This is a genomic window from Mesocryomonas lacus (assembly GCF_055730105.2).
The window spans coordinates 168,867-193,930 of the sequence record NZ_JBUZWF020000007.1 but is presented as its reverse complement, the minus strand read 5'-3'; the positions used below and the strand labels follow the sequence as shown (position 1 = coordinate 193,930).

Below are 25,064 nucleotides of genomic sequence, written 5' to 3'. Positions count from 1 at the left end.
GACAACACTTGCTCCACGTCTCATCCCCGAGGACCCATGGCCAAGACCGCGCTCGTACTGAGGCACGTACACTTCGAGGATCTCGGATCGTTCGCGCATCCCCTTCGCGAGGCCGGGTACGAAACCCGATACAGCGACGTGGACGACCCTGACTTCTGTGCCTGGGACCCGCTCGATGCCGATCTCCTGATCGTTCTTGGCGGACCCGTCGGGGTCTACCAGGGCGCCGCGTATCCCTTCATCGGCGTCGAGCGGGACTTCATCCGAGCCCGCCTCCAGGATCGGCGGCCGACACTCGGCGTGGGCCTCGGCGCGCAAATCATCGCATCGGCTCTCGGTGCGGAAGTGTTTCCCGCGGGCGTAAGGCTGATCGAGTTCTCGCCGATCTCGCTGACGGACGAGGGCAAGGCAAGTCCGCTCAGGCATCTCACGGACATTTCGGTTCTCCACTGGCACGGCGACACCTTCTCGCTGCCGCGGGAGTCCTGGAGCCTTGCTTCGACGGAGACGGTCGAGCAGCAGGCATTCGCCATCGGTCGCCACGTCCTCGGCCTCCAGTTCCATCCGGAAGTCGAGGCGGGACACGGGTTCGAGCGTTGGCTGGTCGGGCACGCTGCCGAGTTGTCGGTCGCGGGGATTGATCCCGCCGCCCTGCGCGGTGACGGTCTTCAGAACGGCCGCGCAATGAAGAAGGCGTCCCGAGCGATGCTGGCCGAGTGGCTACGCGGGCTCGAGGCCTGACCCCGGCGCGTCCGTTCATCGGCCGCATCGGAACGACGCAAACAGCCCGCGTGCACGCCCGCCAAGACCATACGGCATCAAAGCGAAACGGTCGGCTTGTGTCCAACCCGCAGCCAACACTGGCAACGCAGGCGTCGACCGACGCAGAGAAGGAAGGGCGCCCATGCTCGTCGACCAGCTACTCGTCTCGACGCAGGGGCAACTAGTGACAATCAGGGACGACGCTCCGCTGATCGATGCCGCAAGATTGCTGCGCCGGAAGAATGCCAGCCTCGTCGTCGTCTGCGACGCCGCAGGCCTGATGGTCGGCGTCATCACGAAAACCGACGTCGTCGATCAGATCAGCCGTTGCCGCGGGAGCAGTTGCCAGACAGCGGCGTCCATCGTCATGACGCGGGACGTCACCTTCTGCCACCCACACCTTGTCCTGCGATCCGTCTGGGAACGGATGCGGGAGCAGGGACTGAAACACATACCCATCGTTGACCGGGACTTGCGACCGATGGGCGTGCTCAACGCGCGACAAGCGGTTCAGGCGCTCCTGGAGGAACTTGGAAACGAGGAAGAGCTCCTGCGGGAATACGTCATGGGGATCGGGTACCGTTAGCCGAGAAGTCGACCTTTCGGAAATGGTCCGGAGATAGGTGGCTCAGACTACTTGGGACGCGGCGGCTTTCGACCCTTCCAAGCCATCAGAGTGTGCAACGGCCTTCGCCCAAAGCAGTCATTCCCAAACGTAGTACGTGATGGGATCGCCGCTTCGAGGATGGACACCTCGCTTGGTCTCGCGCAGCCCGTTTCGCTCGTAAAACTGGCAAGCTCGGAGGTTCCCGGAACGGGTGTAGAGGCTGAAACGATCTGGCATTAAGACCTTCGGCGTTGGCCTGCCGGCGTCGTCCGCAGGCGCCGCACCCGTCGATCCTGCGGGTCGACCTCGCGTAGAAGCAGGCTGCGCCCTTGAGCCGCTCCACGCAGTTCGTGACGGACGATCGGTCCAAAATTGCCCCGGCGTTGTATAGCCTCGGACGAGCAGCCATCCCCGCCCGGCCGACGGATCACAAGGTCGATCTCGGCGGGGGCTTGCGTGTCCGAATTGAGCATGCCTCGATCAAACGTTGGATTTGGTTACTACTTGAACGCGATTGGTCGTATGAGCAGGCATTCCATGGGTTGAAGCGGCTCTCGCTTTTTTCAGCAGGAGCCCAAATGACCACGAACGTCGTCATGTTCCCGAACACCTCGTTAGTGGCAAGGAACAGTTGGTGGTTTTGCTACCTAACGCCGCCACTACCTAGAGGCGGGTGCCGCACGTCGAGCTGTATGGGCAATATATCTTGAGGGGCTCAGGGCCCGTATCCGACGAAGCTGACCATTCAACTATCGAAAGAAGGAGTGCATCACCGTCTGAGACGGCTTAGCGTGTCAGCCGGAGTAGTGCTTGCGAGGTTCAGCATGTTCACGCTGACGACGACCTCGTTCAGCGATCTTCGGGTCGTGCTTGTCGAGGACGAAGAGGAGGCGGCAACGGCGTTGTCCGCATCGATCGGAAATGATGGAGGCATCGTAGTCGGTGTCGCTCCCACCGTTGCCGGCGCAGCCGAGATCGCGAAATCGACAGTCGTGGACATGGTGCTGCTGCATGTCCGATATGTGAACCAGGCGCCCGGGAACCTGATCGACCTCTTCGAGCCCCTCGGAGCTGCCCTCGAATTCTTCACTGGGTTTGACGACTGGTATGACCTCGAATGATCCAAAGGCGGCAGGCCAGCCAAGCGATGTCATCGTAGTTGCCAACGCTTGTCGAGATCACAGGTCATCGTTGACCTTTCCTCAGACCGTCGCTCCTCCGCGACCTAATTTCGGCTAGAGCTAGCGACTCGAACCTGCGGTTCGTTGCAAGACCCCTATGCCGCAGCAAAACTGTGATCGGAAAGCGCAGTAGCGGCTGACGTTGGATCAAAGGCACTGATGTCGTGCTTAAGACGGGCACGCTCCCCACGCCCTTGAGCTTCTCCTTCGCGTCGAGCGGATGGGTGCGTTGTATCGCGCTGGTTCACGGACGCCGGGGCAATTTCCTGTCACTATGCCAACCGCTAGCTTCAGGCGGCCAAAACCCGAGGCTTCGTCGCCTTCGTCGGCGAGGCCTTCATGGCCGGAAGACTTGCGAGGAGATTTGCGGGAAGCCTCAGGCGGCGGAGGAAACCGACGCTCGGAAGCGGTCCATCCGCTGTCGACCCATTTGAGACAAACAACTCAGGCCCGACAATTGCGGAAGCCGACACGGCCATCTGATCGCTATGGCGGAAAAACGCGGTTTTCGCAGAGTTTATGACGGAGCTTGAGGCCCGCACGAAGACGAACGGATCAGCTCGCCTTCGGCAGCGTATTTTCTTCTAGGTTAAATTGGACGACACGGTTCCGTCCGCTGCCCTTCGCTCGATACAGCGCACTGTCAGCCGACCCGATCACGTCTGAAGGCCTCGTCGTTCCGGGATCCGGCACGAGCGTCACGATCCCGACACTAATCGTGACGACGCCGAAGCCGCTGCGCGCATGCTCGAGCGAAGCCGTGGCGACGGCCGCACAGAAAGACTGCGCGAGCGCAAATGCGCCGGCGGTGTCAGTCTCGGGGAGGATCGCGGCAAACTCCTCGCCACCGTAGCGAGCCGCCACGTCCCCCGGGCGGCGAACTGTACGGGCGAGGATGTCGGCAACCGAACACAGGCAGGCGTCCCCGGCAGGGTGGCCGTATGTGTCGTTGTAGGCCTTGAAGTGATCGACGTCGGCCAACAGCAGGGAGATGGGCGTGCCGCTCCTTCCCGCGCGGGCGATTTCTCGTTCGAGGCTTTCGTCGAACCGGCGGCGGTTCGCCAGGCCCGTCAGGCCATCGGAATTTGCCAGCTCGTTGAGCCGCAGCACGGCCGCTCCCAACTCATCCTCCGCCTGCTTGCGGCGCTCGATGTCGCGCAGGGCCAGGATGTATCCCCGCTCAGGTCCCAATGGCCGTCCAGTCGCCTCGATCCAGCGGTAGATTCCGTCCTTGCGTCTCGCGCGGTACTGGACAGGTCCGGCGGCTTGCCCCTTGGCGAGGACAGCCAGCATAGCGCCGAGCATTGTCCGGTCGTCGGGATAGGCCAAGTCGAGGGGCCGGCCGCCGACAAGCTCCTCCGGTTCGTACCCGAGAAGGTCGCGCGCAGCGGGAGAGGCGAAGATGCGCCTGCCCGACGCGTCGACGTGCGTGACGAGATCGGCGGTGTTCTCCGCAAGCAAGCGGAATCGTGCTTCGCTTTCGGCCACGAGCTCCTCGGCCCGCTTGCGGTCCGAGATGTTGCGAAGCGCACCAAGGATGCCCGTGACGGCGTTCGTGACGGGGTCCCGCAGCGCGCGAAGTTCCATCTCGATCCATATCCAGTGACCATTTTTGTGCCGTAGGCGGCTTGTGACGTCGGTACGCTCCAAGCCACCGAGGATGTCCGCATAGGTCTGTGCGACCAACCCAGCTTCGTCTGGATGGCTCATCGTCGCGGCGCTCCGGCCGACGAGTTCCTCCGGCGCGTAACCGATGATCTCGGTCGAGGCGGGCGAGACGTAGGTTCGCACCAGTTCGCAGTCGAGGCGGAAGATCATGTCCGAGGCGTTCTCGACTAGCATGCGGTAGCGCAACTCGCTCTCCCGCAGACCGTTCTCGGCGGCCCGCCGGTCGCTGATGTCGGTGTAGGTGCGCACGATCCCGTCGTTGTTCGGAAGGCCGATCGTCCGCACCTCGAGAACGCGCCCGTTCGGCCGGCGGCGCTCGTAGGTTCCCAGCGTAAAGGGAGCTCCGCGCGTGCGCACATGCTGGCGGAAATCCGGGTCGCCGTCGGCATACTCGCCCCGGGCATCGAGGAACTCGAGGATGTCGTCGAAATCGGGACGATCCTCTCGCAGTAGCTCCTTGGGCAGGTCGAGAAGCTCGGCGAACTTTCGGTTGCCGACATCGAGCCGCCCGTCTGTCCCGACCATGATCAGGCCCTGGTCCATCGTGTCGAGCGTTGTCTCCAGCAGCGTCGACTTTGCGCGCAGCTCCCGCTCGGCAGCCTTGGCAGCCGTCACGTCCATGATGACGCCGAAAATTGCCAGGACGCTCCCGGACACGGGATCAACCTCGCAGCGCCCGCGCGAGACCACCTCGCGGACCTCACCATCGGGACGGACGATCCGCTTCTGGAACTCGAACGACCCCTTTCCCTCCACGGCAGTCGACACCAACCCCGAGACGGACTCCCGGTCGTCGGGGTGATAGGCCTTGATGGCCGAGTCCAGCACAGGGACGTATGTCTCGCGATCGCGGCCGTGAATCCTGTAGACCTGCTCGGACCAGACAAGCGTGCCCAAGCGCAGGTCGAGACGCCAGTGGCCGACCTCCGACACCTCTTCCGCCATCAGGAGCATGGCGTTGGCGGCCTGGGTCTTCAGTTCGGCTTGCTTGAGGTCCGTGATGTCGAGGAGCGCGCCATAGACCAATGACACTTTCCCGGCCTTGTCCACCTCGACGCAAGCCCGGCTTAGCGTATGCCGCACTTCTCCCGTCGGACGGATCACCCGAACCTGGATCTCGAACTCGGTTCCGGCGGTCATTGCGGCGGCGAAGGAGGAACGGACAGTCTGGCGGTCGTCCGCATGACAAGCCGCTACGCAGTCCTCGAAGGACGGCGGCTCCGCTCCCACTGGCAAACCGTAGATGCCAAAGACCCCGTCGGACCACATGCTCTGGTCGGTGCGCGGATCGAACTGCCAGTAGCCGACCTGCGCGAGCCGTTCGGCGATCGTCAAGTAGCGGTGGCTCTCAGCCACGGCCAGCTCGGCTTCACGTCCCGCGGCGAGCTTCGTAGCCATTTCGTCAAGGCGCTTTCCGAAAAGCCGGAACTCAGGTGCCTGCCAGGGCTCCAGCGTTGCGCGGGCTGCATCGTCGCCCTCGCCCACGAGCTCGGCGGTCCTGCGCAAACGGTTGATCGGTCGCAGATGTGTCCAGTAGCCCAGCCACCAAGTGCTGACGAAGGCTAGGACGAAAATGGCGGCGAGGATGGAGACGGAAACGAGAAGGTGCGTTCGGACGGCCGCAAGCAACGGTTCGCGTGGATCGCCGATCGAGAGCATGATCCCCGTCTTCTCAATTCCTCGCATCGGGGAGAAGCCATAGATCCGTTCGATGCCGTCGAGACCTCTCGCTTCGACGACGCCGCCACCCGGCATCGCTCGCATCGCACGCACCAGCGGATGGTCTGGAAACGCGGTTCCGAAGGCAATTGGAAGCGGCGGATAGCGCATCAGCATACGCCCGGAATCGGACTCCACCATCACGACGACTCGGCTGCCACCGTTTGACAGCGCTTCGGCGGCCGCCGCCATGTGCTCGAGGCTGAGGCTGACGAAGACGGCTCCCGCGAAGGTGCCGTCCGCGGCAACTAGCGGCTTCAACGTGATCAGGGTCGGCTTGCCGCTGGCGCGCCCGATCGTGAAACGCCCGACGAGGAAATTGGAGGCCGGCGCGGCCCTTGCTTGCTCCAGGAGATCGACGTCGCCGAACCTTTGGCTCTGCGTCAGCTTGCTATGACACGTGATCATGCCCTCAGCATCCACTGCGCCGACGGTGTTAAAGTCTGGGTTTGCGGTGCGCAGGCTCGCCGCGATCGCCGAGCAGGCCGCGAAACTCACGGGTACCCTCACCTGCGGCAGTGCCTCCAAGGCCAACAAGGTCGAACTGGCCTCGTCGAACACGCTGGACTGGCGGGAGGCGGCAAGGCGGGCCGCCTCGCTTACACCGTCCCTAGCTCGTTGCAGCGTCTGCTCCTGTTCGGACCACAGGAGGTAGCCGACGAGCGCCGTCAGAGGCACGATCGCCAGGAAGAGCATGAACAAGAGACGGGGGCGCAGGCCGATTCTGCCCAAAACGGCCGCCAGGCGTCCGCTTGTTTGCACGCGGGCTTGCCGTACCTCGCGGCCACGCTGCGGCACATCTGCGCGCGCAGGCATTTCCGGCGCACCTTGCGAACGATGGTCCCGATCCAAGTGCCTCTCCCAATCCTCCACACTGTCGCGACATAGAGGGACGCGCAGTGAAGCATCACGAGCGTGCCATGTTTCCCTTAAGGCATCATCTATGACTTATTTGATTTGCTGCACCCGTCTTGAATAGTGCTTTCTATCTTGGTCTCGTTCACGCTTTGGGCGATGGCAATTTAAGATAGGTTGGCAGATAACGGGCCTCCATTTTCATGCACCTCCTGAATAACCTCGAAAGCTGTTATCGCGCTGGCTCTGATGGCGGCAGAACCTGGGAGTCCTCTTGGTGGGCCCATCAGGCTCGGGGACTTGGAAGGCGATGCCTGCACACATACCGAAGAGTCAGAGACTTTGACTTAGCCTGTAGCGAAACAGCCGCCTATTCTTTATCTGCCATAGGACGAGCCCATTACCGCCGGTGAGACAGGGAATGCCGGAGCCGCCGGGCGGTCGGGTGCTGTGTTAGGCCGTGCTTCGAGCGATCGCTGCGATGTTCTGTGCGTCCCAGTGCCCCGACGAGAGCCCACTCTTCGCAGCCACCTGATACACCTTAGCCATGTCTGTCGTAACTGCCTGCGGTCTCATCGTGGGGCGACGGTTCATGCGATAGGAAGTTTCTCGCGTCTGCCGTTACGCGAACATGCTGCGGGTCGAGGTTGAACGTCTGCTTGTTTTATCTAGCGCTCAGAAGCGGACAGACAGCTAACCACCCAAGTCGTCCATCGAGACGCTACGCATCAGGCGTCGTCATCGACTGGTGTTCCCTGCCATCGGATGCCGAACCCTTCCGGTCGCCTACAGTTGAGCGTTGTTCGGGTCACCTCCCGCTAAACTTCTCTGGCGGGAGTGCGCGCGGGTTGCCGAAGGCGCGAGATCCGAGAAGCCCTCGTTCAAGTAATGAAGCCGCGTTTGCGGTGGATCAAGGCGGGACGGCAAGCGGCGTGTGACGTTCACGCCGTCGGTCAGGTGGATCGGCTTCGAACGGAAGACCACGTCCATGCCCAGAATGATGAAAGCCGCAGTCGTCCACGAGTTCGGGATGCCGCTGACGATCGAGCAGGTCCCGGTTCCGTCCCCGAAGAGGGGCGAGGTGCTCGTTCACGTGATGGCATGCGGCGTCTGCCACACCGACCTGCATGCGCGGGACGGCGACTGGCCTGTTAAACCGACAGTGCCGTTCATTCCCGGTCATGAGGTGGCGGGTGTCGTTGCCGAGTTGGGTGAGGGCGTGACCGACCTGAAGGTCGGCGACCCGGTCGGCGTCGCGTGGCTCCATGACGCCTGCCTCTGCTGCGAGCACTGCGAGGCTGGCTGGGAGACGGTCTGCGAGCACCAGCACAACACTGGCTACAACTGCGACGGCGGCTTTGCCGAGTATGTCATCGCGTCGGCCGCTTTCGTCGCGCGGCTCCCTGTAGGCGTGGACTTCGCGGAGATGGCGCCGATCCTCTGCGCCGGGGTGACGACCTACAAGGGCTTGCGGGAGACGGAAGCCCGGCCCGGCCAATGGGTGACCATTTCCGGCATCGGCGGGCTCGGCCATGTCGCCATCCAGTATGCGAAGGCGATGGGCCTGAATGTCGCGGCCATGGACATTTCTCCCGAGAAGCTTGCCCTCGCCATGGAAGCGGGCGCCGACATAGCGGTCGATGCAAGGGATGGCGACGCCGCGGACCGGATCCTCGCCGCCTCCGACGGCGGCACCCACGGCGTTCTCGTGACCGCGGTATCGCCCAAGGCCTTCTCGCAAGCGCTGAGCGTCGTCAGGCGCCGGGGCACGGTGGTTCTCGTCGGGCTGCCGCCCGGGGAGTTCCCCACGCCGATCTTCGACGTCGTCTTGAAGCGCCTGACCGTGCGGGGATCGATCGTCGGAACGCGGCTCGATCTCGACGAGGCGGTCGCCCTCGCCATCTCAAGCAACATCCGTTCGGAGATCACGAAGGCCACGCTGGAGGACATCAACCGCGCCTTCGATGACCTCAAGGCCGGCCGCGTCCGCGGCAGGGTCGTGCTGGACTTCATGGCATCCACCTGACGCCTGCCTGTCTGGCAGCTCACCCGAACTCGCCCGGGGCGGGGCGATAGAGAACGCCTCCGGTCGCTTGCCCCGTTTCACCGCGGCCCGTCAGGATGTCCATGCGCAAACTCTTCTCCCGCGCCGTTCGTCGCCTCGTCCGCCCAAAGCCCAAACGCAGCCTCTGCGGCTGCGAGACCCGTCAGATCATGTCGATGGTCGACGCAGGTCTGTCGCATGCCACGATCGTCCGCCTGCACGGCTTCACGCCCGCCGAGATCGACCGCGCCATTTCGCAGCAAACGGGCGGCAGCGCGGACACCTGAGCGACGCCGATCCGGCAAGCGACCGTCAGCATGCCGGGTCGTGCCCGACGCCGAACATCACCGAACCGAGTTGCCCGCCACGCCTCGCAGGCACGCCGGGCGGCAAGGCCTGCCTCCTTCGAAAGATCCCGAACACATGACATCGCAACTCAGCGAACGGACCGTTGCAATCGTGTCGGCAACCGTTCCCGCCCTGACCGAGCACGGCACCGCGATCACCGGCGCCATGTACCGTCGCCTCTTCGAGGACCCGGAGATCGCCGCTCTCTTCAACCAGGCGAACCAGCGGACGGGAGCGCAGGTGCACGCGCTCGCAGGGGCGGTCCTCGCCTATGCCCGCAACATCGACAACCTAGGGGTCCTCGGGCCGACCGTGGAGCGCATCGCCCAGAAGCACATCGGCTACGCTATCCTGCCCGAACACTATCCCTACGTCGCGACGGCGCTCCTCGGCGCCATCGAGGAGGTTCTGGGGGACGCGGCAACGCCGGAGATCATCTCTGCCTGGGGCGAGGCCTACTGGTTCCTCGCCAACATCCTGATGGGCAGGGAAGCCACGATCCGGACCGACATCCTCGCGCACGAAGGCGGCTGGACGGACTGGCGCCGCTTCGTCGTTTCGGAGCGCCGCAAGGAAAGCGAGACGATCACCTCCTTCATCCTGCGTCCGGAGGACGGCGGCCCCGTGCTCGCGCACAAGCCGGGACAATACCTGACCTTTCGCTTCGACCAAGCGGGCCGGCCGGGACTGAAGCGCAACTACTCGATTTCCTCCGGTCCGTGCACCGACCACTACAGGATCTCGGTCAAGCGAGAGCCAGCCGGGGACGCGTCGGTTTTCCTGCATGACGGGGTGAACGTCGGGGCAGTTCTCGAGTGCACGCCTCCGGCCGGGGACTTCTTCCTTCCCGAGAACCCAGAACGGCCGATCGTGCTGCTGTCGGGCGGCGTCGGGCTGACGCCGATGGTCAGCATGCTGGAGGACGTCTCCGTTCGGCATCCCGACCTGCTGACCTTCTTCGTCCACGGCACCGTCGACAGATCCACCCATGCTTTCGCCGACCACGTTCGCGAACTGGCATCATGCCACGCCTCGACGACAGCCTCGACGTTCTACGAGCGGGCCGGCGAAGCCGCGGACGCGAACAGTGGATTCGTCACAATCGACTGGCTCCGCGACAACACGGCCTTTGAGGAAGCGGACTTCTACGTGTGCGGCCCGCGTCCATTCCTGCGCGCGTTCGTCAGCGGGTTGAGGAAGGCCGGGATCGACGACGCCCGGGTGCACTACGAGATGTTCGGTCCCTCCGACGAAAGCTTGGCAGCGTGAGGATCAGGCTTCCCTCCTCGACTTGTCGGCCGCTCCGGGGAGGCTGGACCCGATCAGGCGGGGAGGGGCTGCCGAAAGCGACATGGCCGCCTGCCGACAAGGGGTCTGAGCTCGGCTCGGGGACGGACTGACAGGCTACGACAAACGCTTCTGGGGGCTGGCGCGCCGGAAGAAAAGCAAACCAGATTGGAGCACGAAACGATGTCACGCGAATTCAAGAATGTCCTCGTCGTCCTTGCCCCCCAGGCAGGGGCGGTCGGATATCCGACCCCCGCGCTGAAGATGGGACTGGCGCTGGCCCAGGAGGCAAGCGCGTTCGTGACGATTAGTTTTGTCTCGCCGGAGCCCGCATGGATACCCGTCAGCCTCTTCTCCGACGCCCCCGCACAGATGATCGCAACGGAACGGGCGAGGCTGGATGCGCTGGCGGAGACTTGCCTGGCCGCGGCCACGAAAGCGGCGGACGCCGCCGACGTCGCTTCGGGCACCGAGTTTCTCTCACTGGACTTCAACGCCTTGATGGGGCGCAGCACGCGACTTGCCCGCTTGCAGGACGTCGTCGTGATGGATGCTGGAAGCGCCGCCCTCCGCGAGTATCCCGAGATCGTCGAAGCCATGCTCTTTCGAAGCGGCAGGCCCGTGGTCCTGGTGCCGACGGGATGGGGGCGCGGCGTTCCGCGGCACGTCTCCATCGCTTGGGATGGAAGCCTTCAGGCAGCCCATGCTGTCACGGAGGCGCCGCCCATCCTCCAGAACGCGTCCGCAGTGCATCTCGTAACGGTCACCGGCGAGAAGGATATCGGCAACGAGACTCCCAGCGACCGCCTGGTCTCCTTCCTCGACCGACACGGTGTGGAGGTGAGGGAGGAGGCCCTCACGACATCCGGCGCGAGCGTCGCCGACAAACTTCGCGAGCATGTCGCGTCCTGCAATTCGGAAATGATCGTGATGGGCGCGTACGCCCACTCCCGGTTCCGGGAAGCGATCCTCGGCGGCGTCACGCGGTCACTCTTGGCCACCAGTCCGGTGCCGCTTTTCCTTTGCCACTGAGCCCTCCGGTCAGGCGCACGCGGTTCAGGCATTGTCGGCTCGGAACTCCCGTGGTTTGGGGAGGATCACTCCCCGTACGGCAGTGTTTTGCTCCGCCCGACATTTGCGCCTAAGGATGCTTTCGAAGCCCTTCTGCAATCCCACATTGGAAGATCCGCCCTGTGTCGAGCGCCAGCCATCCATTGGAGACGGAGGAAGCCGAGCGTTCCGCGGCCCTCCACTCCTATGGCCTTCTCGACACACCGCGCGAGCAGGATTTCGACGACCTCGCGAGGATCGCGGCGGACGTGTGCGGTACCCCGATCGCGATCGTGAACTTGGTCGACACGCACCGCCAGTTCTTCAAGGCAGAGGTCGGGGTAGGCGACAGGACTTCCCCGCCTCTGGACCTGGCGTTCTGCGGCCACGCACTTCTGGAAGACGACTTCCTGATGGTCCCCGACGCCGCGTGCGACCCGCGGTTCTCATGCAATCCGTTGGTGACCGCGGATCCCAAGCTGCGCTTCTACGCCGGCGCGCTGATCAAGACGCTCGAGGGCCACTCCCTGGGGACGGTATGTGTTTTCGACATCGTGCCTCGTGAGCTCGACGCCCAGCAGGTCCGGACGCTGAAGTTGCTTGCGCGCCAGGCAATGACCCAGATGGAGCTCCGTCGCTCCCTTGCCGCAAGAAACCTGCTCCTTGCGCAGTCCCGCGCGGCCGAGGCTCGCCACCGCCAGATCATGGACAGTGCGATCGACTTTGCGATGCTCACATCGGATCTCGAAGGCAACGTTACGTTCTGGAGCGTCGGCGCCGAGCGAATCCTCGGTTGGTCGGCGGAAGAGATACTTGGCCGATTGGCGGATGTCATCTTCACGTCCGAGGATCGGGAGAGAGACGTTCCGGACCAAGAGATGGCGGCCGCCCGTAGTGAGGGGCGGGCCCTCGATGAGCGATGGCACCTGCGCAAGGACGGCACCCGCTTCTGGGCATCAGGCGAGATGATGCCGTTGCTGGACGACCAGGGCGGCCACGTCGGGTTCTTGAAGATCCTGCGCGACCGTACGGACCAGCGCGAGGCCGAACTCCGTCGTGATGAACTGATGCAGGAGATGGCGCATCGGATGAAGAACACGCTGGCGATGGTCCAGGCGATCGCCACGCAAACCTTCCGTACCGCCAAGTCGCTCGAGGAGGGCCGCGAGGCGATCTCGGGCCGCCTGATCGCCCTTGCCCGCGCGCAGGACGTCCTGACGCATTCAAGCGTGGATGCCACGGAAATCGGCCGTCTCGTCGAGGACGCGCTGCGTCCCCACCGGTCCAAGGAGGGACGCATTACGGCGACGGGCCCGGCCGTCGATGTCTCCTCCCAACAGGGACTAGGCCTTTCGCTGGCGATCCACGAGCTCGCGACGAACGCCAGCAAGTACGGCGCTCTCTCGGTTGCGGACGGCGAGGTGTCGATCACATGGGCCGTCTCGTCAGACCGAGCCTTCAGTTTCCATTGGCAGGAAAGTGGCGGACCCGCTGTCTCGGTGCCCACGAGGATCGGGTTCGGAACGCGCCTCATCGAGCGTATCGTCGCCCCCTATTTCAAGGGGACGGGCAAGTTGACGTTCGATCCGTTGGGCGTGCGCTTCGACATGACTGGAACCATCGCGCCGCCTATCAGTCCAATCGCTTCGTCATTGGTCCGGCAAGGGTCGCCAGGAGCGAGGACACCGATGAATGCCCTGCGACTGGACGTGGACGGGGTTGCAGGCTAGCCCGAGCAAATGAGCCGTGCCGCCGCCGTTCCTCCACTCCCACAGCCAAGCTTGGACCGGGTCTTGCCCGGCATCGGGCTGATGCTTGTCTTCTGCATCGTCGCGCCATTGATCGACGTCGCGTCGAAGATGGCGGTCCAGACGGTTCCGGCGGGAACGGTGACGTTGGCCCGCTTCGTGGTTCAAGCCTTGCTCATGGCGCCCGTCGCATTCGCGATGGGGCTGCCGTTGATGATCGACGCGAGGGTTGCCCGGCTGACGTTGCTTCGCGCGCTCGTTGCCATCGGCTCGACCTTCTGCTTCGTCGCCGCCGTCCGCGTGATGCCGATCGCCGACGCTCTGGCTATCGCCTTCGTGTCACCCTTCATCCTGTTGCTGATGGGGCGGTTCATCCTGAAGGAGCAGGTTGGACCGCGCCGGATCGCCGCCTCGGTCGTGGCATTCTTCGGGACGGTGCTGGTGATCCAGCCTTCGTTCGCCCGCTTCGGCACCACGGCACTGTTCCCGATCGGCAGTGCCTTTTGCTTCGCGCTGTACATGCTCGTCACACGGCACCTGAGCCGTGTTCAGCACCCCGTCGCGATGCAACTTTATACCGCCTTGGCGGCGAGCGTTCTCTGCCTTCCGCTTTTGACTTTCGGCAGCTTCGCGGAGGTCGGTCCAATCCGCTTCGTGCTTCCCGATGGGGTGGTTTGGTGGTCCTGTCTTTCCGTCGGTCTTGCGGCAACCGTAAGCCATCTCGCAATGACCTTCGCGCTGTCCCTTGCACCATCGTCGACGCTGGCGCCTCTGGGATATCTGGAAATCGTCACGGCGACGCTCTTCGGTTTCTTGTTCTTCGGCGACTTCCCGGCGGGCATGACGTGGACGGGCATCGCCATCATCGTGAGCGCGGGCCTGTATGTCATCCATCGCGAGCGCGTTGTCGCAAGATCTCCGCAGGCTGGTATCGAAGACGGATCCCAGAACCAGCACTGATCAACGGTGCTCCAGTTGTTCGGGTAGCATTACTGGCTAGCCCGATCCCACCAATGCGAACAAAACAAGAAAATCCTGTTGACGTCGACGGCGATTTCACTATTTGTTCACGCATGCACAGGACATCGACCCACGACATCCAACCGATGCGCGTCACGCGCCGAGCGGCTTCGTGCGCCTTGCGTTCCTGCATATCCATAGCCTGACCATCCGACCTTACCGAGGTTAGCGGACGCGTGGCTTGGCCCGTCCGCGAGGGACAGGCCATCTGATGCATCATCAGCTTTCTACGCATTTCAAATCTGCCACTGCGGCTGTCAATCCGTCCTTCCCTCCGGCGCAAACCGTGCGGTGCGTCGGCTTGGCCCGGTTCCGCTCGCAGGCCGTTCGCGATGCCGGATGTCTTCTGGATGTCGATCCTGGCGTGGTCTCGTGGACATGCACGCCGAACGCGTTGACCGACGAACTCCTGACATTCGTCCCCGACTTCGAGGTTGTCCGGCATGCCAGCGTCGAACTTGTCGCAGTTGCCGACCGTCTGCATGATCCCGCCGACTGGGTCCGCGCGGCCGCCGAGGCGAAAGGGATGTCGTTGCGCGTCATTTCTGTTTCCGACATCGCGGGCGTACGCCTCGACAATGCGCGAGACATCCTCCGCTACGCTACTTGGCGGGTCAGCCTCGGCGACCGCGTCCGGTTGTTAGCAGCCCTTGATCAAGAGGGCAGCCTTACGCTTGCCGAGGCCATGACCGCGGTCCGCTCCGGGGCGGATCCGATAGCCGCTATCGCGGCGTTGGCGGCGCACCGCTTCGTGGACCTCGATCTCGACTCCGGTCGGATCGGTCCCGAGACGCGCGTCACCCGCTGGCGGGGCTGAAACCGCCTTATCCGATCCTGAGCCATCCAGCCCACCACGCGGAACGCCTAAGCGCCCGCGACGGGGAGAGCATGCCATGACCATTTTCCGTTCGCCTTCGGGCGAGTATCTCCAGCTTGACGAGACGCTGACCCGTCTGAAATCGCTTGTCGTCGACATCGAGCGCTTGCGGGACGGCATCCACCCCGATCCGCTTCGGATCGATGGCGCCGCCTACATCCGTGATTGGTCGCTGGCCTCTCGGTCCGTCTCGTGCCTTGCGGGCTACATCGAAGGCCACCCCTCAATCCGCAGCGGTCGGATGGCGTTGACATCGGACATCTGGGTGTGGGCGCCGGAAGCGGGCTACGCGAGAACGCCTTCGCGTTACTACGCTCTCGGCCCCCGCGCGGCCAAGACCGACGGGAGGGGACAATGAAGCGGCCCGTCCTCACGCTCGCGGAAGCTGCCGAGCGCATCAACCGACTGCGGCGTCCCAAACCCAGCCGTCTCGGACCATCGGGCTTCGTTGCCCGTGGGCTGATCGTCCGTGCCATGCGGCAAGCAGGGCTCCACCATGCCTTGAGCAACATTCCCTGTTCCATCGGGATCGTCGGCGTGGACGAGGGAAGCTTCGACGCGTTCTCGTCGGCTGCCCGCGACATTCTCGGCGCATGGCTGGTGGGAAGTCTCGGTTACGACGTCTCGATCTACGACCGCACCGGAACGCGCAAGCAGAAGGAGGGCCTGCGGGCGCTCCTTCTCGAGGCGGCGAAGGGCGGCGACCGAGCCGCGTTCTTCTTCGGCGCGCCGGACGAGGTGTCCGACGTATTCCATGCGTCGGCCGAGGGCGTGGTCGTCCTAGACAGGCCCGACCGCCGCATCGTGCAAGGCGCCTTCATGTCCATCGCCAAACGGACTCCCGACGGCGCGGGGCTGGACCTGGTTGCGTCCTTGCCGCTCAGCCTCCTCGACTCGGTCATCGTCCCGGGACGCAGCGTGGAGCGCAGCCTTGCCGTCGCGCGTCAGCTCCTGGCGGCCGTCGAGGTCGTCACGGTGTCAACCGACACGGCTCCCGCCGTGACAGTGCAGGCGGCCGGCGGCGGCCCATGCCTAGAGGACCTCTCCGGCCTCGGCGAGGCCGCGGCGTGGGGCCTGGAGCTCGTGCGCGATCTCGCCGACTACCGGGGCGGCAGGAACCCTTGGGCCTCGGTCGACAAGGGTATTGTCGTTTCCGGCCCACCCGGTGTCGGCAAAACCATGTTCGGTCTCGCTCTCGGCCGTTCGTGCGCGATCCCGGTTCTCGCGCACTCGCTGGGCCTCTGGCAGAGTAAAGGCCACTTGGGCGATCTGCTGAAGGCAATGACCGCCGCCTTCGACGAGGCCCGACGGACCGCTCCGTGCATCCTCCTGATCGACGAAATCGACGCGATCGGCAGTCGCACAGACCCCGGCGACCGATACGCTGCCTACACCCGGCAAGTCATCGACGCGATGCTGGAACTGCTCGACGGAGCGAAGCCGCGAGAAGGGGTGGTTGTCGTCGGTTTGACTAACCATGTGGACCTCGTCGACCCCGCGCTCCTTCGGCCTGGCCGTCTCGAACGCGTTCTCACGCTCTCGTTGCCGGACGAGGCCGCCCGCGCGTCGATCATCCGCCACCATCTCGGCGACGCGCTGGCGGGGACAGACCTGCGTCCCTTCGCCGGACGGCTGGAGGGAGCGACCGGAGCCGACATCGAACTCATTGTCAGGGACGCCGGGCGGCGGGCGAGACGAGCCGGGCGCGGCCTTCTGCCCGATGACCTCGCAGCCGGCCTTCCGAAGCCTGTCGTGCTCTCTTCCGCGCTTCTGCGAAGGGCGGCGGTCCACGAGGCGGGTCACCTCGTCGTGGGCGAGCTTCTCGCCGCGGTCTCCGGTTGCACGCCCGTTTCCGCCTCGGTGCACGCTGTCTCGTACGGGAACGGGGCGGCCGGCGAAACGGTCTTCTCTCGCGACCCTGCCTTCGACACGACGAAGGCATCGCTCCTGGCCGAGATTGTCACGCTGCTCGCCGGGACCGCGGCGGAAGAGGCCATCATCGGTGATCGGGGTGTCGGGGCCGGGGGCAGCGCCGCCTCGGACCTTGGAAAGGCCACGGAGATCGCGCGCCGCATCGAGCATGCCTACGGTCTCGGAAGCCGCCTCTCGGTCGGGTTTCCACCCCCCGGCGAAAATAAATCTCAATTGCCTGGCGGGGCCGTTTCGGACGCCGCCGTCGAGGCGACCCTCTTTCTCTGCATGGCCGAGGCGCGGCGTCTGGCCGCCTCGGCCCCCGACAGGATTCGAAGGACGGCCGAGCGGCTGGCCGCGGAGGCCGTCGGGCGCGCTCCCGTCGCCCTGGAACGCGGCCATGTTGTCGAGTGACGCGGAAGCACTTCCGCCGGTCGGGGCAGGACTCAGGGGATTCGACCCCCCAGGAGTCCCTGACGGCCGTGTCGGGACGGAGCGGGGCGCGTCGCGCCCGACGGTTCGCCGGGGCGCATGCCGCACGGACGCGGACGACGCCCGGCGGACACCGGGACGTGCATCGAATCCTGATGCCCCTCGATACCTGTGCCGCAGGATTGGCGGGTGCCCCCGGCGGGCGCCGCGAGGCGGCGGAAGGGCGCGGCGGGGCCGTCGGAAGGCAGTGACCGTCCGCCCGCGCGGCGGGCCCGGCGGGAACGTCAGCCTTGCCGATGCCGGCCAGGGCCCAAGGTATCGAATTGTCGGGTGCGATGGCACCCGGGCGAAACGGGAAACGGACGAGCGGAAAGGAGGGGTGAGCATCAAAACGAAAGGGCCCGACCGGATGTAGGAAATCCAGTCGAGCCCGTCTGCAACACGGGATCGGGCAGTAGAACTTTCACAGGAACGCCGCCCGCTCCATCACTGCGGAACCTGTACCTGTCGTCGAGACGACGGGGGGATGCCGATCAGCTATCGGAGAAGATGGACTGCTTCCCCCGGAAAGCAAGGGCTTTCCGGGGATCGCAGGCCTGCGCCTTCCCGCAAGGCAGTCCGAACCGACGCCGAGCACGACACCCCGGGTTCCCGAAGACGGGGGGAAGCACGCGCTGCGCCTCCTCCCCCGTTAGACCACCCGCCGACGGCTCCGTCGGCGGGAACGAGGAACCGCGTCCGCGAAACGGCCAGCGAGCCGCCGGGTGCAGATCGGGAGACCAGGCATGAAGTCACCAGCGGAGTTTCAGGAAAGCGGAAGGTCGCGTCTCGTCACCGTGGCCGTCGAGGCGGAAGGCATCTCTCTCGCCGGGCGTCGCTTCTACTCGAGCAGACTTTTCGGCGAGTTTCTCGCTGCGGGAGGAAAACTTGAGGTCGCGGCGGCGGTCGACCCACTCGACGCCACCAAGGCAATCGCCATCGTGCCGGATTTTTTCGTCCTGCTTCGCCTGGACGAAGTCATCGCCATTAAGCGGCTGGGCGATCGGGTGAAGTCGTGTTCCCGCTTCGTCATCGCGCCGGACGGCACTGTTGCCTTCCAGACCGTTCGCGACGGAGACAAGTCCGAAGAGCGTCCGGCCGGCCGGGAGACGCGGTGATGCGTCACGGTTACGGTCCCGTCATTCCACAACGCGCGCTCGGCCTCGACCTTGCGGCTCATGTACCCGTACCCATGCCCAAGCTCGGCAGGTTCGGCTCGACCAGATACCGCATGCCTGCGGACAAGGCAGCCCGAAGAATGGTCGTCGCCGTCGGCGACGACCAACGCGACCTTGCCGAGCACCTCCTCACCAACCCGGCTCACGTCGTCGTCCACGACCGTCCGCACGAGCTGATTCACTACGTCGTCGGTCTTCGCGACCAGATCGAGAGACGGGTGCACGTTCCGGCTTTCGGGGTCATGCTCGCCGACGGTCGTCCCGTGGCTGTGGACATCGGTCCCGACGACGGCACGGGACGTGCGGTGGTCGATCCCGAGATCGAGATGTCCTACGCCGAACTCGGCGTTCTCTACAGTGTCTGGACGCTTTCCCAGATCACGGTCCAGCCACTCCATCCGAACCTTCGGCTCATGAGGCAGCTCGATGCCCCGCATGACCGCGAGGCCATCCTTGCCGTCCGGAGCGCGGTCGACCACGACAGGTTGCCCCAGACGATCGAAGACATCGTCGCCCATCTCTCCTTGCCGACGCCCGACTACCTCGCGGTGGCGGGCGTCGAAGTGGACCGCGCCATGTCAGCGATGGTCCGCCTGGCTCTTCTCGGCGAGGTCAAGTTCGACCTGTCCGTGCCTCTTAGTCGGAAGACCATGGTCTTAGTGCCTTCCTCCGACGCGGGAGGTCCGCGATGGGCATGAACTTCGTCAAGGTCGGAGACACGTGGGAACTCGCGCCGAACCCCGGCTACGAAGGCCTCCTTGGGCTCAACGTCGTGATCGGCGCCAAGTATGATCAACATGCGCAGGTCTGGAACGTCGAGGGCCTTATCGAGGCCACGTCGATGACGCCGCGCTTCTGGCGGCTTCGCCGCCTCGACGGTCGCAAGCTCGGCGAGTCCGTCCTGAAGTCCGATGCCGAGATCAGTGCGCTGGAGGGTGTCGGGCGTTTCCGGCTCGCGTCGATGAGTCCAGGCAACGGCGGGCGTAAGCCCAAAGTACCGTCGATCTCGCTCGTGGGTACGGAGGTATCGCCGATCCTGTGGTGGACCGCCCGCTTTCTGCACGGACCGAATTTCGCCCTGTCTAAGGGGCGCTTCGACGCGTTCGTAACGGAGCAGCTCGAACGCGCCGATCCGTTGATGCCGACCGAGAAGCCGCCGAGCTTCAGCAAGATGCGCCGCTTCTACTTGAAGTACGAGCAAACGCTCCGGAGCGATCCACAAGCGCTGGCGATCCACCGGGAGAACGGCGGCGGAAGACCTCGCAACCCATGGGGACCGAAAGTAGCCGCGATGGTCGCCATAGCAGTGGAGAGGGAGAGCATGATGCCGCGCCCCCAGGGCGCCGGAGCACGGCTGCTCGTGCAAGAGATGCTTAAGGAAGAAGGGCTTCCGCTGGAAGGCCACCTGCCGAGCTTGCGCACGATGCAGGACCGGATGGCCGAGGTTCCGGATGTGGTGAAAACGTTGCTTTCCGAAGGTGACGACCATGCAGAGACGGAACACGGCCACAGGTCGATCCGACCGAAACCCGACCTTCCGCTCCAGATCTGCGAAGCTGACGAGGTGTGGCTGAACGGTGAGTTGCTCGACGACGAGACCTACGTCAACCTCGGGCGCGCGTGCGTCCTTTTCTTCATCGACCTTTGCACGGGGATCGTGCTCTCGGGGACGGTGGGCCTTGCTGCCGACTTCGAACTCGCGGTCAGTGGGATCCGCCGGGTGATCTACCCGTGGACAAGCCCCTTCGAGGGCGTCGCGCATCGGTGGCACGGCACATTCGGCTACCTCCAGCTTGACGGCGCCAAGTACAACCACGGCGGCTCCATGACGAACCTCGGCATCCAAGCAGGGTTCGCCGTCGGCGAGCTGCCGAAAAAGCGGCCCAAGATGAAGGGAACGATCGAGGCCTTCGTCGGTCATTTCAACCGCACGGTGGCTCACAACCAGTCTGGTTCGGTGATGGCGAACGTTCTCGAACGGGCAAAGTTCGAAGACATGCGGATCCCGCCTCTCCTGACGATCGGGGAGATGCAGGGGATCGTTGACGACTGGGTCGCCAACCACCGGAATGTCGAGCTTGTCGATGGGTTCGGTCCGTTCGGCAAGACCAAGGACATCCCCGACCGCCGTTGGAAAAAAGACATCGGTAAGGTCAGTCGCTTGCCCTTGGATCCCGAGATCTTCGATCGCGTCACTGGCTCCGTGGAATGGCGCACCATCCAGGACGGGGGCATCAGGATCGATCACCTCGTCTACTGGAGCGACCAGCTTGTCTTCGTCGTCGCCGACAAGCGTCACAAGCCGGGCAAGGGGAAGCACCGGGGGACTCTCTACCAGATCATCGGGCACGCCGACGATGCGGGCCGCAAGACCTTCATCGATCCCTACCGCAACATCTCCTTCGAGTTGCGGGTCCAAGCTGCGCAGCGGCGATATGCCGACAACCTCCCGATGCGTGTTCACAAAATGAACGTCGCGGACCTTGCGGAGGGCGTTGCCGAGATCACGAAAGAGCTCGAGCTCAAGAAGAGCGCGGGTTTCCGGTTGGCGCATCAGGCGCGCTCGCTCCGCAAGGTCCTCGGCATCGACGAGCGGCTGGAGCAGTTCGGTTACAAGCAGTCCCGGCGCCGCATCGCAGGCGAGATCCGCCCGGCTACCGAAAGCGCTTCGGCCAGCAAGTCCATGGCCGACCTCACCGCGCTCCCGACGGTGCCCGCTACCGAACTGGCGGGTCGAACCAAGCTCGGCCGACCCGCCGACCCCGACCGCGACCCCTCCAAGGCACGTCGCTTCGCGAACCCCAAAGAAGGAGGCGCGGAAATCGATCGCGCCCTGGTGACCGAGCCCCAGCCGCGCGTCTCGACCCTGACGGTCGATCCCGACTCTGACCTCGCTGACCTCTATGACGATGGAGAAGCCTGATGGAAGTCCTCGACCTGCGGCGCGACTTCATCGAGACCGTCCCGGACGACGCCGACCGCGCCGAGATCGCGGCGATGCCGGGCGACATGCGGCAGCAGCGCTTCGCCGACATGCTGGTGCGCCACCCGGCCTTTGACGGCATGGTCGACTTTCTCGAATTCGCGCATTTGCCATTCCCCGGCGGAAGCCCAAACAGGGGCCGGATCACCGCCGTGTATTTTCCCTATCGCGGCGGAAAGTCCACTGCGGCGCGCTTCTACATGCGGCGGTTCCCCGAGTACGTGTCGGAAACGGTCACGATCCGGCCGATGGTCTACTACAGGGCTCAAGGTCGGATGACTCCCGCTGCGTTGCTCAAGGGCTTGTACCGGGCGGTGACGGGACTGGTCCCCCCCGCGCAGAACGAGGAACTCCTCCTGACGAAGATCGTCGAGCGGATCAGTCGGCATCAGGTCCAGATGCTGTTCCTGGACGATCTACAGGGAGCGATGGCGCCGCGCTCGGTTGACCGCGTCAACGGCATCCTGACCGAGATCCTCGAAGCGAAGGTGTGCCACGTTACGGTAGCTGGCCCGGAGGAACTCGACGACAGCTTGCGCGTGGACGCCCAGTTGTGGGGGCGGGGCGGCCTATTGAACGAGAAGTTCAGGCGGCTCGACTGGCACGACCCGAAAGACCAGCTCGTGTATCGCAAGATGCTGCACGACATGGACCGGATGACCCCGATGCGCCATGTCGCCGGGCTGGGATCGAAGAAGCTGGCGGCCCACTTCTACGACCTATACCAAGACAAGATCGGTCACATTCACGACCTCCTCTTTTACGCAATGGCGGTGGCCGTTCGGGCAAAGTCGGAGATCATCACGCCACAGCACCTGTCCACAGCGGCCGCAAAGCTGAACGCGCCGCTCGAAGGCTTCACGCACTTCATCGACCCCATTCCCGAGGACTTGGTTGGCAAGCGGGCCGAGATCGCAGACCGCGAAGCCAAGGGGCACGGGAAGTGACCGTCCCCCGGCTTAACGGACACATGCCCTTCTTTCCCGAATGGGCCGAGCCCCTCGAGGGGGAGCCGGCCCACGGCCTGTTCGTGCGGGTGTCGAACATGAACGGACAACCGCGCACGCCGCAAATCGCCTTCCAGGCGGACATCGACGGCAGGTACCTCGACCCCGACCAGTGTCTCGAGCTCATGCTCCGGCATCCAATTCGCGGTGGTGCCCAGCTTGCCTTCGACACGCCGCGAGCATGCGATGGTGGCGTCGTCCTGCGTGACCACATGATCCGACCCAGACAGTGGTCCCTCTACTTTAGGCGCTATTGCCCGCAGTGCCTGGCGGAGAGTGGGCACCATCGGTCGTGGTTCGATCTCGTCTTCATGAGGGTTTGCCCGATCCACGGCCTGCCGCTCGACGGCGGACGGTTCGACGACAGGCAGACCTCCTGGGTGTCGACGGACCTGCTGTACGCCGGGCCGGACTACATCCCGGATGCCGGACCAGATACGAAGCAAGGGCTCGACGCGGGGTACGAGGCCTACATGTTGGGGCGCCTTCGTTTCGGTCCGCCTCGCCCTGAGGCGATGCTAGACGACCATGCTCTCGCCGACGTGGCCGATGCCGTATGGGGCGTCGGAGGCCTCGCAGTGTTCGGAGCCAGATGGGGAAACAGGCCACGGAGGTTCGAGGAGTGCGGGCAACTTGCCCAGGCAACGGGCTTCTCGATGCTGCGGGGCAGCGACGCCTCCTTGGTCGAGGCTTTGGGCATAGTGCGATCCGAACGTGCGGAGACCTACAATCCCCGCTCCGGTCTGGGTGTCGTCGGCTTGTTCGGCGGTGCCTACGAGGAATTCAAGCGTTCCGGCAATCCGCTTCTCGGCCGTGTGGTCGATGCGATGGTCGAGGTCGCACGTGTCGACGGCCGCCTTCGCCGCAGCAAGTCGATGCTTGCACGCGGGGAAGCCCCGTTGGGTCGCATGACGTTCACCGAGGCGAAGAAGGAGCTCGACATCACCTTCGACTGCATCCGCAAGCTCGCGACGGCGGTCCTCGACGGTTTTGACCGAGCGGCAATCGGGGAGCGCGTTCATCTTTCAGCCGAGGACGTCGCCTTGATGGGCGAGGCGAAGCGTACTGCGCTCCCACCCACTGCGGTGCAGCGCCGTCTCGGCATCAAGCCTGTCGAACTCCGAGCATTGGTCGCCGCTGGGCGGCTGACAAAGTTTCGAGGGCTCTATCCGTCCCGTTCTTCGAGCGACTTCTACCTCGAGGCCGACGTCTTGACGATCGAAGATGCCTGTTCTGCCGTTCGGCTCCTCGGACCCGCGCGTCCCGACGGTGCTCCTCCTGTCGTGGCTGCGCGCCTACTGCGGACGACCCCCGCCGAGCTCATGGTTCGCTTCCTGGCCGGAGAGGCGGCGCCGCTCGGTCGTGTAGCGGGCGTGTCTGGTTTCACCGCCTTGCGTTTTCAGGTCCCCCAAGGATCGAAGGTGATCTCGACGTATGGGCACAGCCGCTGGATCGTGGCGCGCGAAGGCATGACCTTTGGCGAGGTCGCGACCAGGACCGGGATTCACGCCTCCACAGTGCCCATGCTCGTGGCGGCGGGATACCTGGACACGATCGACGCGTCGGAAACGGGGACGGGCAGGAAGCGCGTGCCAGAGCGGTCGGTGATGTCCTTCATGGCCGAGTACGTTCCCGCTGCCCAATTGGCACGAACGCTTCGTTGCGAAGCGAGAAGCGTCCCGCAGGTCCTTTGCAAAAGGGGATACTTCCCGATCGAGCTCCCTCGCGGCACCATGCCCGCGACGGCGATCTTCCGCCGTGCCGACCTCCGGGGCATTGCCAAACTCGGGGAGCATGATCCTTCCGAAGCCTTTGAACGCTTCCTGACAGACAGGATCGCCTCACGCGGCTCGACCTACCACTGCCAGATCCCGAAGCGCGGCGGTGCCCTGATCGTCCGGAACAGCATGCGGACGCTCTGGATCGAGGTGCTCGCAGAGAAGGGTGCGGTGGAAACGACCGTGCACTCGGACCGCAAGCGATCCAGGCGGCGCTACGAGACCATTGCCCGAGCAGCCGGATCTTTGAAACGGGAGGGTTTCGAGATCGTCAGGCGGGGCGACGAACTGACCGTGTTGTCGAGGACGGCCGGGGTCGACCGAAATGACGCCACGACATGGGCGATGGCGGGCGACTGGGTGGTTGCGCGACTGGAAGCGATCCGTCGCGCGATCTCGGCGAAGGACTGACGAAGGGTCAGGAGACGGACCGCGGGAGCTAACAGTCGATGTTTCGCGGCACAAGCGGAACGGGTTGCGGGATCCGCCATCCACACGCCTGTGGAAAGCTCCGTTTCCGTTCTGTTTGCAAGGCTGAGGGGGCGTCGCCGCGATGAAGGATCGGATACG

The 25,064-nt window shown here is 64.5% G+C and carries 18 protein-coding genes; 17 read left to right on the top strand and 1 reads right to left on the bottom strand.

Going from position 1 to position 25,064, the window contains the following annotated elements; translation table 11 throughout:
* Positions 1 to 36: 36 nt before the first annotated feature.
* The 3 genes from ACZLZQ_RS21170 (at position 37) to ACZLZQ_RS21160 (ending at position 2,490) form a co-directional block, all read left to right on the top strand.
* Positions 37 to 741 carry a glutamine amidotransferase gene (locus ACZLZQ_RS21170; protein ID WP_472951065.1) on the top strand — a complete coding sequence of 235 codons (705 nt, stop codon included), beginning with the start codon at positions 37 to 39 and terminating at the stop codon, positions 739 to 741.
* 163 nt (positions 742 to 904) lie between these two features.
* On the top strand, positions 905 to 1,348 hold the full coding sequence (locus ACZLZQ_RS21165) for a CBS domain-containing protein (protein WP_472951064.1): 444 nt from the start codon (positions 905 to 907) through the stop codon (positions 1,346 to 1,348).
* An 845-nt stretch (positions 1,349 to 2,193) separates the two neighbouring features.
* Positions 2,194 to 2,490, top strand: a complete 297-nt coding sequence (locus tag ACZLZQ_RS21160; RefSeq protein WP_472951063.1) for an ANTAR domain-containing protein — start codon at positions 2,194 to 2,196, stop codon at positions 2,488 to 2,490.
* A gap of 615 nt (positions 2,491 to 3,105) precedes the next feature.
* Here the strand turns inward: ACZLZQ_RS21160 and ACZLZQ_RS21155 are convergent.
* On the bottom strand, positions 3,106 to 6,789 hold the full coding sequence (locus ACZLZQ_RS21155) for a PAS domain S-box protein (RefSeq protein WP_472951062.1): 3,684 nt from the start codon (positions 6,787 to 6,789) through the stop codon (positions 3,106 to 3,108).
* A gap of 991 nt (positions 6,790 to 7,780) precedes the next feature.
* On the opposite strand from ACZLZQ_RS21155, the gene ACZLZQ_RS21150 reads away from it, so the two are divergent.
* The 14 genes from ACZLZQ_RS21150 to ACZLZQ_RS21085 all read left to right on the top strand — a co-directional run bounded on the left by ACZLZQ_RS21150 (position 7,781) and on the right by ACZLZQ_RS21085 (position 24,905).
* Entirely contained in the window at positions 7,781 to 8,818 is a 1,038-nt protein-coding gene (locus ACZLZQ_RS21150) for a zinc-dependent alcohol dehydrogenase (protein WP_472951061.1), read from the top strand.
* A gap of 101 nt (positions 8,819 to 8,919) precedes the next feature.
* Complete coding sequence (locus tag ACZLZQ_RS21145; RefSeq protein ID WP_472951060.1) at positions 8,920 to 9,123, top strand: hypothetical protein; 204 nt, start codon at positions 8,920 to 8,922, stop codon at positions 9,121 to 9,123.
* A 136-nt stretch (positions 9,124 to 9,259) separates the two neighbouring features.
* Positions 9,260 to 10,453 (top strand): NO-inducible flavohemoprotein, encoded by a 1,194-nt coding sequence (gene hmpA / locus ACZLZQ_RS21140; RefSeq protein ID WP_472951059.1) that lies wholly within the window; start codon positions 9,260 to 9,262, stop codon positions 10,451 to 10,453.
* Between the two features lie 201 nt (positions 10,454 to 10,654).
* A complete protein-coding gene (locus tag ACZLZQ_RS21135; RefSeq protein ID WP_472951058.1) occupies positions 10,655 to 11,503 on the top strand; it encodes a universal stress protein in 849 nt (282 codons plus the stop codon).
* A 161-nt stretch (positions 11,504 to 11,664) separates the two neighbouring features.
* Complete coding sequence (locus ACZLZQ_RS21130) at positions 11,665 to 13,251, top strand: sensor histidine kinase (RefSeq protein WP_472951057.1); 1,587 nt, start codon at positions 11,665 to 11,667, stop codon at positions 13,249 to 13,251.
* A gap of 63 nt (positions 13,252 to 13,314) precedes the next feature.
* Positions 13,315 to 14,229 (top strand): DMT family transporter, encoded by a 915-nt coding sequence (locus tag ACZLZQ_RS21125; RefSeq protein ID WP_472951056.1) that lies wholly within the window; start codon positions 13,315 to 13,317, stop codon positions 14,227 to 14,229.
* Between the two features lie 271 nt (positions 14,230 to 14,500).
* Positions 14,501 to 15,106 carry a hypothetical protein gene (locus ACZLZQ_RS21120; RefSeq protein WP_472951055.1) on the top strand — a complete coding sequence of 202 codons (606 nt, stop codon included), beginning with the start codon at positions 14,501 to 14,503 and terminating at the stop codon, positions 15,104 to 15,106.
* A gap of 76 nt (positions 15,107 to 15,182) precedes the next feature.
* Positions 15,183 to 15,524, top strand: a complete 342-nt coding sequence (locus ACZLZQ_RS21115; RefSeq protein ID WP_472951054.1) for a hypothetical protein — start codon at positions 15,183 to 15,185, stop codon at positions 15,522 to 15,524.
* Positions 15,521 to 17,491 carry an AAA family ATPase gene (locus ACZLZQ_RS21110; RefSeq protein WP_472951053.1) on the top strand — a complete coding sequence of 657 codons (1,971 nt, stop codon included), beginning with the start codon at positions 15,521 to 15,523 and terminating at the stop codon, positions 17,489 to 17,491. Before ACZLZQ_RS21115 ends, ACZLZQ_RS21110 begins: the two co-directional genes overlap by 4 nt.
* Before the next feature lie 803 nt (positions 17,492 to 18,294).
* A complete protein-coding gene (locus tag ACZLZQ_RS21105; protein ID WP_472951052.1) occupies positions 18,295 to 18,666 on the top strand; it encodes a hypothetical protein in 372 nt (123 codons plus the stop codon).
* 113 nt (positions 18,667 to 18,779) lie between these two features.
* On the top strand, positions 18,780 to 19,424 hold the full coding sequence (locus ACZLZQ_RS21100; RefSeq protein ID WP_472951051.1) for a hypothetical protein: 645 nt from the start codon (positions 18,780 to 18,782) through the stop codon (positions 19,422 to 19,424).
* On the top strand, positions 19,415 to 21,649 hold the full coding sequence (locus ACZLZQ_RS21095; protein WP_472951050.1) for a TnsB C-terminal domain-containing protein: 2,235 nt from the start codon (positions 19,415 to 19,417) through the stop codon (positions 21,647 to 21,649). The genes ACZLZQ_RS21100 and ACZLZQ_RS21095 overlap by 10 nt, the downstream gene beginning before the upstream one ends.
* A complete protein-coding gene (locus ACZLZQ_RS21090; RefSeq protein ID WP_472951049.1) occupies positions 21,649 to 22,656 on the top strand; it encodes an AAA family ATPase in 1,008 nt (335 codons plus the stop codon). Before ACZLZQ_RS21095 ends, ACZLZQ_RS21090 begins: the two co-directional genes overlap by 1 nt.
* A gap of 23 nt (positions 22,657 to 22,679) precedes the next feature.
* Positions 22,680 to 24,905: a TniQ family protein gene (locus ACZLZQ_RS21085; RefSeq protein WP_472951048.1), complete on the top strand. Its 2,226-nt coding sequence runs from the start codon at positions 22,680 to 22,682 to the stop codon at positions 24,903 to 24,905.
* Positions 24,906 to 25,064: the final 159 nt, after the last annotated feature.